The organism is Fodinicola feengrottensis (assembly GCF_010993775.1).
GTDB classification, from domain to species: domain Bacteria; phylum Actinomycetota; class Actinomycetes; order Mycobacteriales; family HKI-0501; genus Fodinicola; species Fodinicola feengrottensis.
In genome coordinates this window covers 1-14,177 of sequence record NZ_WOTO01000027.1, presented here as the reverse complement: position 1 = coordinate 14,177, position 14,177 = coordinate 1, and the positions used below count along the sequence as shown (strand labels likewise).

Annotated in this window: 9 protein-coding genes and 4 pseudogenes; 6 read left to right on the top strand and 7 right to left on the bottom strand. The window is 65.8% G+C overall.

The window, feature by feature from the left end; translation table 11 throughout:
- Positions 1-444, bottom strand: coding sequence for a ribonuclease HI (gene rnhA, locus GNX96_RS23885; protein ID WP_163569867.1), 444 nt, complete (start codon positions 442-444; stop codon positions 1-3).
- A 167-nt stretch (positions 445-611) separates the two neighbouring features.
- Between rnhA and GNX96_RS23880 the strand changes: the two are divergent.
- Positions 612-2,350, top strand: a pseudogene (locus GNX96_RS23880) (ABC transporter ATP-binding protein).
- Positions 2,347-4,342, top strand: a pseudogene (locus GNX96_RS23875) (ABC transporter ATP-binding protein). The pseudogenes GNX96_RS23880 and GNX96_RS23875 overlap by 4 nt, the downstream one beginning before the upstream one ends.
- Positions 4,343-4,404: 62 nt before the next feature.
- On the opposite strand, the pseudogene GNX96_RS23870 reads toward GNX96_RS23875, so the two are convergent.
- The 4 genes and pseudogenes from GNX96_RS23870 to GNX96_RS54645 form a co-directional block, all read right to left on the bottom strand.
- Positions 4,405-5,902 (bottom strand): annotated as a pseudogene (locus GNX96_RS23870) (flavin-containing monooxygenase).
- 112 nt (positions 5,903-6,014) lie between these two features.
- Entirely contained in the window at positions 6,015-6,998 is a 984-nt protein-coding gene (locus GNX96_RS54655; RefSeq protein WP_279581297.1) for a hypothetical protein, read from the bottom strand.
- Positions 6,999-7,079: 81 nt separating this feature from the next.
- A complete protein-coding gene (locus GNX96_RS54650; protein ID WP_279581296.1) occupies positions 7,080-7,694 on the bottom strand; it encodes a hypothetical protein in 615 nt (204 codons plus the stop codon).
- Positions 7,651-8,256 carry a discoidin domain-containing protein gene (locus tag GNX96_RS54645; protein WP_279581295.1) on the bottom strand — a complete coding sequence of 202 codons (606 nt, stop codon included), beginning with the start codon at positions 8,254-8,256 and terminating at the stop codon, positions 7,651-7,653. The genes GNX96_RS54650 and GNX96_RS54645 overlap by 44 nt, the downstream gene beginning before the upstream one ends.
- A 341-nt stretch (positions 8,257-8,597) precedes the next feature.
- Here GNX96_RS54645 and GNX96_RS54640 point away from each other — a divergent pair, with 341 nt between their 5' ends.
- The 3 genes from GNX96_RS54640 to GNX96_RS23855 all read left to right on the top strand — a co-directional run bounded on the left by GNX96_RS54640 (position 8,598) and on the right by GNX96_RS23855 (position 10,866).
- A complete protein-coding gene (locus tag GNX96_RS54640) occupies positions 8,598-9,848 on the top strand; it encodes a beta-1,3-glucanase family protein (RefSeq protein WP_279581294.1) in 1,251 nt (416 codons plus the stop codon).
- Positions 9,730-10,158 carry a discoidin domain-containing protein gene (locus tag GNX96_RS23860; RefSeq protein WP_279581344.1) on the top strand — a complete coding sequence of 143 codons (429 nt, stop codon included), beginning with the start codon at positions 9,730-9,732 and terminating at the stop codon, positions 10,156-10,158. The genes GNX96_RS54640 and GNX96_RS23860 overlap by 119 nt, the downstream gene beginning before the upstream one ends.
- Before the next feature lie 267 nt (positions 10,159-10,425).
- Positions 10,426-10,866 carry a mechanosensitive ion channel domain-containing protein gene (locus tag GNX96_RS23855; protein ID WP_163569791.1) on the top strand — a complete coding sequence of 147 codons (441 nt, stop codon included), beginning with the start codon at positions 10,426-10,428 and terminating at the stop codon, positions 10,864-10,866.
- Positions 10,867-10,869: 3 nt separating this feature from the next.
- On the opposite strand, the gene GNX96_RS23850 is transcribed toward GNX96_RS23855, so the two are convergent.
- Positions 10,870-11,670, bottom strand: a complete 801-nt coding sequence (locus GNX96_RS23850; RefSeq protein WP_163569866.1) for an FG-GAP repeat domain-containing protein — start codon at positions 11,668-11,670, stop codon at positions 10,870-10,872.
- A gap of 20 nt (positions 11,671-11,690) precedes the next feature.
- On the opposite strand from GNX96_RS23850, the gene GNX96_RS23845 reads away from it, so the two are divergent.
- Entirely contained in the window at positions 11,691-11,834 is a 144-nt protein-coding gene (locus tag GNX96_RS23845) for a hypothetical protein (RefSeq protein WP_163569790.1), read from the top strand.
- A 308-nt stretch (positions 11,835-12,142) separates the two neighbouring features.
- Here the strand turns inward: GNX96_RS23845 and GNX96_RS64665 are convergent.
- Positions 12,143-14,171 (bottom strand): annotated as a pseudogene (locus tag GNX96_RS64665) (glycoside hydrolase family 172 protein); the annotation flags it as partial.
- Positions 14,172-14,177: the final 6 nt, after the last annotated feature.

Genomic DNA, 14,177 nt, shown 5'->3' with positions numbered 1-14,177 from the left:
TCAGCCGGCGCTGGCCTCTTCCAGGCCGCGGGCGGCCAACCGGTCGGCTCGTTCGTTTTCCGGGTGGCCGGCGTGCCCCTTCACCCAGTGCCACTCGACCTGGTGTCGCTCCACAGCCGCCTCCAGGCGCTGCCACAGGTCGACGTTCTTCACCGGTTTGCGGTCCGTGGTCTGCCAGCCGTTCTGCTTCCATTTCGGCACCCACTGAGTGATGCCCGACCGTACATAAGTGCTGTCTGTGTAGAGCATCACGACGGACGGCCGGGTGAGCGCCTCCAGAGCCTGGATCGGCGCTGTCAGCTCCATCCGGTTGTTGGTGGTGACGGCCGGATCGCCGCCGCAGAGCTCCTTTTCCACCGTGCCGAAGCGAAGCAGCGCACCCCACCCGCCGGGGCCCGGGTTCGGCCGGCACGCGCCATCGGTGTAGATCTCCACAGCTGCCATGCCAGCAAGATACCGGCGGACCCCGACCGCGATTGCGCGCGGCGCGAAATTCCGGTGGCGCATCGGGCCCGGTGCCGTACGGTGGCGGCGTCCGCGATCTCGTCGCACCCTGGGGGGACGATCGAAGTAACCGCTAAAAAATTGCCGACGAAGATGCGAGAGTTCCCGTGCTGATCCGATTGTTGCGTGACTTCCTACGCCCCTATCGTGCCCCGCTGGCCACTGGTGGTGCTGCTCCAGCTGTTGCAGACCCTGGCGGCGCTTTACCTGCCAACCCTGAACGCGGACATCATCGACTACGGCGTTGTCAAAGGCGATATGGGCTACATCCTGCGCATCGGCGGGGTGATGATCGTGGTGTCGATGGTGCAGATCGTCTGCTCTGCCGGTGCGGGTGCTCTATGGCGCGCGTACGGCGATGGCAGTCGGCCGGGACGTCCGGGCCGCGGTCTTCCATCGAGTGCAGAAGTTCTCCGCCCGTGAGGTCGGCCATTTCGGCACACCGACCCCCTGATCACCCGTACGACCAATGACGTGCAGCAGGTGCAGATGCTGGCCCTGATGACGTTTGTCCTCATGGTGTCGGCGCCGATCATGTGCGTCGGCGGCATCATCCTCGCCCTCAACCAGGACGTGCCGCTGTCCTCACTGCTGCTGATCATCGTGCCGGTGCTGGCCATCGCGGTGAGCCTCATCATCAGCCGGATGCGGCCGCTTTTTCGGCTGATGCAGGAGCGGATCGACGGGATCAACCGGGTGCTGCGTGAGCAGATCACCGGCATCCGGGTCATTCGCGCTTTCGTGCGGGACACCAACGAGCGCGAGCGTTTCACCGGCTCCAACACCGAGTTGCTGACCGTGTCGCTCGGCGTCGGCCGGCTGATGGCGTTGATGTTCCCGGTGGTCATGCTGGTGATGAACGTGTCCAGCGTGGCGGTGCTGTGGTTCGGCGGCCACCGGATCGCCAGCGGCGACATGAAGATCGGCGCGCTGACGGCGTTCCTGAGCTACCTGCTGCAGATCCTGATGTCGGTCATGATGGCGACCTTCATGTTCATGATGGTCCCGCGCGCGGAGGTGTGCGCCGAGCGGATCAAGGAGGTGCTGGACACCGAGCCCAGTGTGGTGCCGCCGGTCCAGCCAGTCGCCGCGGTCCCGACGCATGGCCAACTGGAGCTGCGGGGCGTCCAGTTTCACTTCCCCGGCGCTGAGAACTCGGTGCTGCGCGGCATCGACCTGCTGGCCCGGCCGGGTGAGACGACGGCCGTCATCGGCAGTACGGGCAGCGGCAAGACCACGCTGCTCAACCTCGTGCCGCGGTTGTACGACGCGACCGCCGGCGCGGTGCTGGTGGACGGCATCGACGTACGGGAGCTGGACCCGACCGTGCTGTCCAACACGATCGGTTTCGTGCCGCAGAAGCCCTACCTGTTCTCCGGGACGGTCGCGTCGAACCTGCGATATGGCAAGCCGGACGCCACCGACGAGGAGCTCTGGCACGCGCTGGAGATCGCCCAGGCCCGCGACTTCGTCGAGCGGATGCCCGAGGGCCTGGACGCGCCGATCGCGCAGGGCGGCACCAACGTGTCCGGCGGCCAGCGGCAGCGACTCGCCATCGCCCGAACTCTCGTACGCCGCCCGGAGATCTACCTTTTCGACGACTCCTTCTCGGCGCTGGACTACGCGACCGACGCAGCGCTGCGCAGGGCACTCGCGCGGGGGAACGTCCGAGGCGACCGTGGTGATCGTCGCCCAGCGGGTCAGCACCATCCGCAACGCGGACCGGATCCTGGTGCTGGACGAGGGCCGGGTGGTCGGCTCCGGCACCCACGGCGAGCTCATGGACACCAACGAAACCTATCGGGAGATCGTGCTCTCCCAGCTCACCGAGCAGGAGGCAGCATGAGTTCCCCCGCCCCCACCGTGCAGGGCGAAAGGGCCGTTCCCAAGCGCGCCCTCGGCCCAGCGCCGGGCCCCGGCCCAGCCCGCTTCATGGGTGGCATGTCGACCGAGAAAGCGCTGGATTTCAAGGGCTCCGGCCGCCGGCTGCTGCAGTTGCTGCGTCCCCAGCGGCTGATGATCACCGCGGTGTTGGTCATCGGCGTGATCAGTGTGACGCTGACCGTGATCGGCCCGAAAATCCTCGGCCAGGCCACCGACCTGATTTTCGCCGGTGTCATCGGCGCCTCGCTGCCGGCCACCACCACCACCAGGCGGCCGCCGCCATCGCCCACCTGCGAGCGACCGGCCAGAACACCCTCGCGGACCTGTTCAAGTCGGTCAACCTGGTGCCCGGCCACGGCATCGACTTCGACGCCGTCGGCCGAGTCCTGCTGATCGTGCTGGCGCTGTACGTCGGTGCGTCCGTGCTCAGCCTCTTCCAGGGCCGGCTGACCACCACGGTCGTGCAGCGGGCGGTCTTCGACCTGCGCCAGCAGGTGGAGGCGAAGTTCGCCCGGCTCCCGCTGCGGTATTTCGACCAGCAGCCGCGGGGTGAGGTGCTCAGCCGGGTCACCAACGACATCGACAACCTGCAGCAGTCGCTGCAGCAGGTGCTCAGCCAGGTGGTGACCTCGCTGCTGTCGATTGTCGGCGTGCTGATCCTGATGCTGGTGATCTCCCCGCTGCTGGCCCTGATCGCGCTGGTCACCGTCCCGATCTCGGTGTTCGTCGCGGCCCGGATCGGCAAGCAGGCGCAGCCGCAGTTCATCAAGCAGTGGAGCACCACCGGCCGGCTGAACGCCCACATCGAAGAGATGTATACCGGGCATTCGCTGGTCAAGGTCTTCGGCCGCGAGGCCGAGTCGGCGGAGATTTTCGACCAGCACAACGAAACCCCCTGTTCAACGCGAGCTTCCGGGCCCAGTTCATCTCCGGGCTGATCCAGCCAGCAATGATGTTCATCGGCAACCTGAACTACGTGCTCGTCGCGGTGGTCGGCGCGCTCCGGGTGGCCAGCGGCTCGCTGTCGTTGGGTGACGTGCAGGCCTTCATCCAGTATTCGCGGCAGTTCACCCAGCCCATCACCCAGGTCGCCAGCATGGCCAACCTGATGCAGTCCGGCGTCGCCTCGGCCGAGCGGGTCTTCGCCTTGCTGGACGCGCAGGAGCAGGACCCGGACCCGGTCGAGCCGGTACGACTGGAGAAGACCCACGGACGGGTCGCCTTCGAGCACGTCTCCTTCCGGTACGACCCGGAGACGCCGCTCATCGACGACCTGTCGCTGCGGGTCGAGCCAGGCAGCACCGTCGCGATCGTCGGACCCACCGGCGCCGGCAAGACCACGCTGGTCAACCTGCTGATGCGGTTCTACGAGATCACCGGCGGCCGGATCACCCTGGACGGCGTCGACATCGCCACCATGACCCGCGAGGACCTGCGGGCCAAGACCGGCATGGTGTTGCAGGACGCGTGGCTCTTCGGCGGCACCATCGCCGAGAACATCGCGTACGGCTGCGCCTCCGCGACCCGCGACGAGATCGTCGCGGCCGCGAAGGCGACGCACGTCGACCGGTTCGTGCGGACCCTTCCCGATGGCTATGACACCGTCATCGACGAAGAGGGCGAGACCGTCAGCGCCGGCGAGAAACAGCTGATCACGGTGGCCCGGGCGTTCCTCGCGTCACCGGCGATCCTGATCCTGGACGAGGCCACCAGCTCGGTCGACACCCGAACCGAGGTGCTCATCCAGCGCGCGATGAACTCGCTCCGGCAGGGGCGTACGAGCTTCGTCATCGCGCACCGGCTGTCGACCATCCGCGATGCCGATCTCATCCTGGTGATGGAGTCCGGCACCATCGTCGAGCAGGGCAGCCATGCCGAGCTGCTCGACGCCCACGGTGCATATGCGCGACTCTATGCGGCCCAGTTCGCCCAAGCCGCCGTCGAAGTCGAGTAGCCCCTTTTACCGCATCGACGCGATGCGTGCGTTTGGCGCACGCATCGCGTCGATGCGGTAAGTCAGACCTTGGTGGGGACGGCGGCCGTACGAGCCAGTGGCTTGCGGGTGAAACGCACGCCGTCGCCGGTGAGCCGGCCACGGCGCAGCATGATCAGGTCGCGGATGTAGTTCTGGTAGAGCCGCCAAGGAGCGCGCGCCCCCCTGTTTCGGCAGCTTTTCGACGCTGCGCAACACATAACCGGACATCAGGTCGATCAGCGGCCGGGTTTCCCCGGTTACTTTTGGCGCGACCGGCGTACAGATCTGCTGCTGACGAGCATCCATGTGGTTGAGCAACCGGCACACGTAACCAGCGACGAGATCCGCCTTCAACGTCCATGACGCGTTCGTGTATCCCACGGTGAGCGCGAAATTCGGTACTCCCGAGAGCATCATGCCCTTGTACGCGACGGTGTCACCGAGTTCCACGTCCGAGCCGTCGACGGTCAGCGAGATGCCACCAATGCCGAGCAGGTTAAGGCCGGTCGCGGTGACGACGATGTCGGCGTTCAACTCCTCGCCAGAGGCGAGTGTGACGCCTTTCTCGGTAAAGGTCTCGATCGTGTCGGTGACGACGTCGGCCTTGCCGTCCCGGATGGCCTTGAAGAAGTTGCCGTCCGGCACGACACAGAGACGCTGGTCCCACGGGTTGTAGCGCGGCCGGAAATGGGTGTCCACGTCGAAGGTTTTCGGCAGTTCCTTGAGAAGTGCCGAGCGCAGAATGCCTTTCATCGCCTTAGGCGCGTGCCGGCTGAGCTGAGCTGGCGGTCGCGCCCGCAGCAGGTGTTTCCAGCGCATGATCGAGTACGCGACATTTTCCGGCACCTTGCCGCGCAACGCCTTCTCCCACGACTCCACCGACGGCAGCGACACCAGGTAGCTCGGCGAGCGCTGCAGCATCGTGACGTGCTCCGCGTCGTCGGTCATGGCCGGCACACCAGGGTGACCGCGGTCGCGCCGCTGCCGATCACCACGACCCGCTTGCCGGCGTAGTCCAGGTCGTCGGGCCACAGCTGCGGGTGGACGACCTGCCCAGCGTACGACTCGATGCCCGGAAAGTCCGGCGTGTAACCCTGCTCGTAGTTGTAATAACCGCTGCAGACAAAGAGAAAACCGCACGTCAGCTCGACAGTCTCATCGGTGTCCGTGCGCCGCGCCTCGACCGTCCAGCGGGCGTCCTGGGTCGACCACCGCGCTCCGATCACCCGGTGCTGGAACCGGATCTTGCTCTCCACGTCGTACGCCTTGGCGGTTTCCCGTACGTACGAACGGATCGACGGGCCCGTCGGCGATCACCTTGCCGCCAGTCCACGGCCGGAAGTTGTAACCGAGGGTGAACATGTCCGAGTCGGACCGGATGCCCGGATAGCGGAACAGGTCCCAGGTGCCGCCGATCGCGTCGCGGGACTCCAGGATCGCGTACGTCTTGCCGGGCGACTCGCGTCGCAGGTGGCAGGCGGCGCCGATGCCGGAGAGCCCGGCGCCGACGATCAGTACGTCCACATGGTCGGCGGTCATCTTTGTCCCCATTCACAAACCGATCGGTCGGTCAGGGTGAGCCAGTGCACAGCATTCTGCCGTGATCGCGCGCTCACCACCACTGTCAGATTCGACACATCGACCGGTTTTGTCAACCAACCATCGGGCCGGCGACCTCCCGCCACCGGCCCTGACCTGCGGGTTTACGGATAGTTGGTCCAGGGGCTGACCTGGTGGGATGTGTTGGCGGCCGGGCCGGTGTTGTTGATGACGTGGCTGATGGTGCCGACGCGCCGCCGCGAGCGAAACCGTGACCAGGTCGTGGAACTTGACCCCAGGGGTGTCCGGCACCTCGAACGCATGGCTGGCCACGATCGAGTTGTTGGTGTTGAAGAAGCAGTAGCTGCCGACGCCCCAGGCCTCGTGGCTGGTCACCGAATTCGCCACCTTGTACGCGGCCCAGCCCTGGTTGCCGCCGCCGCTGGTCCACGACCCCTGGTCGGGCACGTCGTACGGGAGCTCGTTCTGGAAGAAGTACGTCCGGCCGCCGTTGCCGTTCCAGAGCACGTTGAACTGCTGGTAATGCTCGACGAAGAGAGCCGTACATCGTCACGTCGTTGCCGTTGACCACCAACCCGTTGTTGGCCGTGTTGACGGTCCAGCCGACGCCGTACGTGTGGTCACCGCGCCACAGCCACATGTGGTCGCCAACGACGTTGTTGCTGTTGATCAGCAAACTCTGGGTCGCCTTACCGACCGCCGCCCCGCCAATGCGGAAGAAAACGTCGTGGATCGAGGCCGGGTCAGCGACGTGGCTGGCGGTCGAGCCGGGCTGGCCAATCTGCACCAGAACCTGAGAATTGCTCGTACCAGCGTCGATCAACAAGCCGCCGATGTTGATTCCGTCCACGTCCGCGGTCGAGATCGCGGTGACACCGTTGTCCGGAATCAGGGTGGCCATCCCCATCCCGAGCAGGACGGTGTCCGGCCGGGTCACGTTCAGGGTCTGGTTCAGGTGGTAGACGCCCGGAGTGAACAGCAAGTTGAGTCCCTGCGCCAAAGCCGCGTTCAAGGTAGCCGCGGAACTGGCCGGCGAGGCCACGTAGAACTGGCTCAGCGAGATCGAGTTGCCCACCGGCGTACCGTGTCCCCAGCTCGTACCGGAGGAGTTTTGCCGCACTCCAGGGACAAAGACGTTGTAGTTTTTCCGGATCCGTCAAGATAGAGGAACGGTTTTTCCCGTACGACCGGAGTCTGGCCGACGACGGTGTCCGGCGGGCTGGGATAACTCTGCGCCGGAGTGCCGGTCGAGCCGACCGACGAAGACCATATTCCAGTTGCTGCCGGTCCAGCCGCCGTTCAGCTCGCTGTTGCGGGTCAGGAACTGTTGCTGCGAACCGGATTCCACCAGTCCATCGATCCTGCTGTCGGCGATCAGACCGCCACTGGACCAGCCGTCGCCGCCGTTCCACAGTTGAACCTGGCCACGCAGGTGCATCCTGCGATAGGGCACTGCCTGCGAAACGGCCCATCGCTCGATCTGCCCAGCGGGCAGGGTGACTGACAGATTTTCGGCGTCCCGCCAGAAATTCTGGGTGGCATTACCCAGGTTGTTCGGATCGCTGCCCTGCTGCAGCCAGTCAGCCTCGACGCGTACGTGCCCATTGATGTTCACGTCATCGGGCGACATTCCCAGGCCCGCGACCTCGGTGTAGAAACCGAGGTTCACGTCCGCGTTGTAGCTGCCCGGCTGGAAAAGCACCTCGTAGCGCTCGCTGCCGAACTGGTTAGTGTGCTGTTGGTTGAAGATCGAGGTCAGCTTGTTCTGCATGTCCGGCTGCGAGGATCCGGGGCCGTAAACGAAAACGTTCGGCCCGAAGTTGGGGATTCTTGGGATCCGTCGGCGGAATTGTGCTGCCCCCGCCCGGAGTGTGGACGGCGACTTCAAAGAGCGAATAGCCGTATGGAGTCGCGCGCTGGGTCCCATAGATCCGCAGATACCGCCCGGAACCCGTGACCGGAATGGCTTGGCTGCCGCCCGGACCAGTGGTCGTCGAGTAAATATCGGTCCACGTGTTGCCATCCGGCGAGGTCTGCAGCTCGAAGGCGCGCGCGTACGCCGCTTCCCAGGTCAGGTCGACCTCGCAGAGCTGTTGACTGCTGCCCAGGTCGATCCGCAACCACTGTGGGTCGGAGAACTGGCTGGACCAGCGCGATCCGGTGTCGCCGTCCACCGCGGCGGAGGCCGGATAGCTGGCCGACTCGGTGGACGAAGCGGTCGCCGGCGCGTTCAGAGCCGCATTGGCAGTGCCGCAAGTGGCGGCCGCGACCGGAGCCGCCGGCGCCGCCAGCAGGGAGGACAGAGCGAGCGCGATTGCCAGTGCAGCGGCCAAAAAAACGCAGCCGGCGGACCGGGGTGGGTGTCATGGGCACCTGCGTGTCTCCTTTTCCGGGCGTACGCGGCGAGAACCCACTGCGCTGGAGCGATTGCCTTTTTTCTTCAGGGGTAGGCGTTCCGGAAGGAATGTGATGCATTCAACAGCGCCGAAACCGGGTAGTCAAGACTTCCCGGCAGAACCCGTCACTTAACTACTTAACAAACCCGTGGTTGACAACCTCGACTTCCTTCGTACCATGAATTAAGGCGTCCCCGCAGCGCACGCGAGCTTGCTTTCTTTCTCCTCGTCGCTCCATCCCGCCATCTCGCGCACCCATCACCGGCTGAGGAACTCTCATGACAACCAGAAGACAAGTCCTCGGATGGACCGCCGCGACCGCCGCTCTCGCCTGGGCGATCCCCGCTTCCCCGAAACGCGCCGCCGCCGCGACCACCATGCCGTTGACCGTCGTCAACAACACCGGCCGCTATTCGAACAGCGCGGGGTGGATTTACATCGTGGGCACAAATCCGGCCGGACAGCAGTGTTACGTACGCTCCGACGGCGTGCAGGTGCCGGTGTCCACCTCGCTGAACGGACCGGACGGCTATGCCGACCTGTCCATCCCGTTCGCCGGCTCCGGATCCACCACCGTGTCGTTGCCGAACATGTCCGGCCGAATTTACGTGTCACTCGACGCGAAACTCAAGTTCCGGGTGGTGATCGACGGCAACGGCAAACCAGCCCTGCAGTATCCGGCCGGCTGGGTGACCTCCGACCCGAGCTATTCGGTGCTGCACGACTGCATGGAATTCACCTTCGCCGGCAGCGGAATGTACTGCAACACGACCATGGTCGACATGTTCAGCGTACCGATGGAAATCCACCTGACGGGCGCGTCCACGCAAACCGCCGGCACGCTCACCTCCGGCGGCCGGGACGCGATTTTCGCCGCCGTCTCAGCAAACCCTGATTTCCACAACCTCGTCGTCGGCGACTCGCTGCGGATCATCGCACCCGGCCACGGGATCGACGGCGGGCAGTTCTCTCGTACGTACTATGACTCCTACATCGACCAGGTGTGGAACACGTACGCGAACCAGGACCTGCATGTGACGATCAATGCCACCACCTACACCGGCCGGGTCAGCGGCAACCAACTGCATTTCGACCAGGGCGTAGCGACTTTCAACCGCCCGAGCACCCAGGACATTTTCTATTGCAACGGCGCCCTCAGCGCCCCGAACGACGGCCTGACCGGTCCGGTCGCGGCGCAGTTGGGCGCGGCCTACAACCGGTCGACCCTGGTCACCCACCCGAACCAACCGGTCACGGATCCGTCGCAGTTCTATCAGGCCGGGATCACCAACCACTATTCCCAAGCGATTCACCAAAACACCGTCGACGGCAAGGCCTACGGCTTTCCCTTCCGACGACGTGGGCAATTTCGCCTCGTACATTCAGGACAACGCCCCCACCAGCATCACCCTGACCCTGACCCCTTTCGGCGCCGGCGGCGGCTCCACCGGTGGGCTGCTCTCCCAGAACCGCCCCGCCACCGCGTCCTCCACCGAGAATGCCAGTTTCCCCGCCTCAAACGCATATGACGGCAACACCGGAACCCGCTGGTCCTCGCAGTTCAGCGATCCCCAGTGGATTCAGGTGGATCTCGGCGCGGTCCACTCGGTCAACCGAGTCCGGCTCACCTGGGAAGCGGCTTTTGGCTCGGCGTACCAGATCCAGACCTCGACCGACGGCGGCAGCTGGTCCACCGCTTACGCCACGAGCGCCGGCCAAGGCGGTGTCGAGGACCTTTCCTTCGGCACCCGCCAAGCCCGCTATATCCGCATGCAGGGCACCCAGCGCGGCACCCCGTACGGCTATTCCCTCTGGGAAATGGAGGTCTACGGCAGCTGACCCGCCAGTCCGCTCCCGACCACGACCGCTCGGAAAGTTAGAGTGGTCGCGGTCACGGAGAGCGAGGGACACCGGTGGAGCCCACCAGCGAGAAGAAGCGCAAGCGGTTCCCGGACAGCCTGCGGCGGGCGATCGGCTCGTCGCTGCTGGTGGTTGTCATGCTCGTCGTCGCGTACGTCCTCGACGTGGCCAGCTACCTGAAGGCCGACCACTGGTATCTGAAGCTGATCGCGCTCGGCGGCGCCGCGGTTTTTCGTCCTCGTCGGGGTGGTCGCCGTACGCTCCGTCGGCTCGGTGGCGGCCGGCCGGATCCAGCGGCGGTTGAGCGCCGGACATGCGGCGGCGCTGCGCCTCGCGGTGTCACTTTGCGGCTACATCGGCCTTGCCATTGTCGTGCTGAACACCCTGGGCGTCGACCTCGGGCAGCTGCTGGTCGGCGGCGCGCTCACCGGCGTGGTGATCGGCATCGCCGCCCAGCAGTCCCTCGGCAACGTCTTCGCGGGCGTGGTGTTGATGAGCTCGCAGCCGTTCTCGGTCGGCGATCACGTCGTCGTCCACTCCGGCGCCCTGGGCGGCCCGCACCGTGGTCAGGTGACCGAGATGGGGCTGGTCTATCTCACCTTGGAAACCGAAACCGGCCCGATTCGCCTTCCCAACAGCGCGGTCCTGAACTCCGCGGTTGCCCAGAACGGCACCGAACCCGAATAGCGGCTATCCCAGCAATCGGCTGGGCTGCGGCCACTCGCTGCCGACGCAGAAGTGGTTATGCCACAGCCAGCCATCTTGTACGAACGAGGTTCCGTTCGACAGTGACACGTAAACTTGCGCCGCGGTCCCCCGAGTGAAGGTCACGATGTCGGATTTCCCGTCGCCGTCGAAATCGCCGACTCCGGGCACCTCACCGGCGAGCGAGAAACGGTGGTGCCAGATGGCCCCGGCGCCGAATTGGGTGCCGTCCGACAACCCCACGTAGACCAGTGCCGGATTTGCCTGCGTAAACGTGACAATATCGTCGCGGCCGTCGCCATTGAAGTCGCCCACCGCTGGGGTTTCGCCGGCCGGCGCGAACCAACCGTTCCACAGGTTGTCGCCGCCGTTGCCCAGGAAACGGGCTCCGTTCGAGAGTGCGACATAGACGTCGCCGGTGGTGCCCTGCGAGAAGGTGGCGATGTCGTCCATGCCGTCGCCGTTGAAGTCGCCCACCGCCGGCGGCTCGCTGCCGTAGCCGAAGTTCGAGTCCCATAGCTGCGAGGTGCCCTCGAAACTGCTGCCCGTCGACAACGCCACGTAGACCTGCCCAGGGCCGTAAGAGGCACCGCGGGTGAAGGTGGCGATGTCCGCCCTGCCGTCGCCGTTGAAGTCGCCGACCAACGGGATTTCGCTGTCCAGCGCGAAGAAACTGTGCCACAGCTGGGGTGCCCCGAAAGTGGATCCGTTGGACAGCTGGACATAGACCTTCGGGCTGCCGCCGCGTACGAACCAGATGATGTCCGTACGCCCGTCGCCGTCCACGTCCGGTCAGCGGCACCGCCGTGCCCGGCGCCACGCCGGAGGCCACCAGCACACCGTCGCCGGCGAAGGCGGCGCCGGTCGAGGTGGCGCCGTACGCGGTGGCAGCCGTGCCCCTGGTGAAGGTGAGTACGTCATCCTTGCCGTCGCCGCTGAAATCGTTGTGAGTGGCCACCTTCGTCGTCGCCGACACCACCGCGGACGCGTCAGCGGCAAGACCGCCCGGATCCACCGCGACCACCCGGTAATAGCGGGTTTGCTTGGCCGGCAAGGCAATTTGGACGTAACTGGTGGTCCGGCTGGTGCCGATCAAGGTCGAGGCGCCCACCGGTACGTCGGAAGATGGTGAGGAATAGACCCGATAAAGCGTCGCTCCAGCGGCGGACGTCGGCTCATTCCACTGCAATCGGACGGCGTGCCGGGTGCCGGTCACCGTCAGGCCGGTCACCGTCGGCGCGGCCGGACGGGCCGTGTTCGCGTACGCGCCGACAATCGCGTCCGCCGCATAGCGAACGGCGTTCCAAGCCGGCGACCCAGCCGTCGGTGTCAACGTCACAGCAATGCTGGACTTTCCGGCCGTCACACTGGAAGGTAGTGCGTACGTGTCACTCAGCCAGCGCTGCCGGGGATTGCTCCGCGGCTCCAGCCAGGTCCCGACCGCGGTCCCGTCGACGCTCACCGCAGCGGACTGGAAGGCGGCATTCTGGTCGGACGTACGACGAAGGAGCACGCCAGCGTTACTGGAGGTGACGGCCATCGTGAAGGTGATCGGCTGGGTCGTCGAGCGCGACCGGTCGTTGACCGGCAGCGAGTCCTCGTTGCCTTCGTGGGCGCTGTAAAGCGCGGCCTCGGTCGCGCCCGGGTCGGTGTAGCCGTGGGCCGTCCGGCTGGCGGCATCGGTGACCTGCACCGAATCGCCACGCACGGTGGTCGAAGTTGGCTGGGTATAAAGGAAAGCAGTCGACGAGTAGATGCCAGCGATGTTGTCGCGCTCGCCGTGTTCCATCCGAACCTCAAGGCGGTCTGGTAGGGCACGGCATCGCCCAGCATCAGCCGGTAGACGGCGGTGGAGTCGTTCGGATGGCTGCCATCGGGTTTGATGTTGCGCGGCTGGCCGGTGAAAGCGTCGCTGTATTGCACGCCGTTCCGGAAATACCAGCCACCCTCGTAATAGTCCTCGGTGCCGGTGCCGTAAAGCTGCGGTGACTGCGAATTGTCGACGTACACCCGCTCGTCACCCTCGAGATAGCCGCGGCCGCCGCCCTGGGTGCCGCGCATGCTTTCGCTGACGCCGACGAACTTTCCGTGCCCGCCCTCGTCCGCGAACAGCCAGTCCTGCCCTGGGGTGGTGGCGCCATAGGTCGATCGAGCGGTGAAATAGCCGGCGCTGCCATCCGCCAGCGCGGTCGTCCACTGTGGATCCGGAGCGACCGTTACCTGGGTGTTGATGCCGGAAATCGCCGCGCCGGTGGTGTTGGCCAAGGTGATGGTGGCGTTCTGCGCGAATGGCATGGGCCACCAGGTGGAGAACCAGCCGTTGGCCGCCGGGTCGGAGGCGAACAGCAGCGAGCGTACGGTGCTCGGCCCTATTCCGGAACCGAAGAACTCACCGACCGGAGAGTCCACAGTGGACCGTCCATCGAAGGTGATCTTCAACCGCAGGCCAGCGAGTGAGGCCTCGGTGGGGGCGCTGGTGAATTGCAGGCGCAGCGCCGAAATCGTACCTGGACCTGTCGGTTGGGCGACCGTCGCGGTGCCGCCGGCCGGTACGCTGACGGTGCCGGCGCTGGTCTGCGCGCCGGGCGCGGCCGGCTTGGGATCGCGCGTACCAGCCGCGTTCAGCACCGACAGCACGTCTTGGGCCTGGTCCGCCCGGTTGAAGGTGGAAACCCCGTCGGCGTCCGGAAAATGTCGGTAGTCAACGTGGTAGTACGCGAGCGCGCTCTGCACGCTGACCCGCATGGAACTGCGATATGTCATCGGCACCTTGATGTAGACGCCACCACCAGGGACTGGTCGCCGGTGGCCACCATGGGATAGACGAAGGGCGCGCCGAGGCCGCCGTTCACCACGGTCTGCAGCGGCGAGTCGAGCACGGTGGTGCCGTCCAACTCGATCCGAATGTTCCCCATCGCGGTAACCACGCCGTTGTCGCGGGTGAACCAGATCGACGAGAGCTCGCCGGGGCCGCTGTCCTGCGCGATCACACAGCCGGCGCCGCCGGACCCGAGGCACGTACCACCACCGTCGTCGTTGCCGCCGGCCCGGTCGAAACTCGAATACTGCAGCGTTTGTACGCCGGAAGTCAGGTATGGCAACTGATCGAGGTGCCGGTACGTGTCCCAGCCGACCGGACCCTTGCCGACCGACGCCGCGGCGGCGGTCGCCGGATGTGCGGCGGCGGCCGGTATCGGGCTGAACGCGAGGGCGGCGACAGCGGCCACCCCCCACCCCCCCACCCCCCCCCCCCCCCCACCAGTAGATTTCGCACAGGCGCATCGCATCTCCAG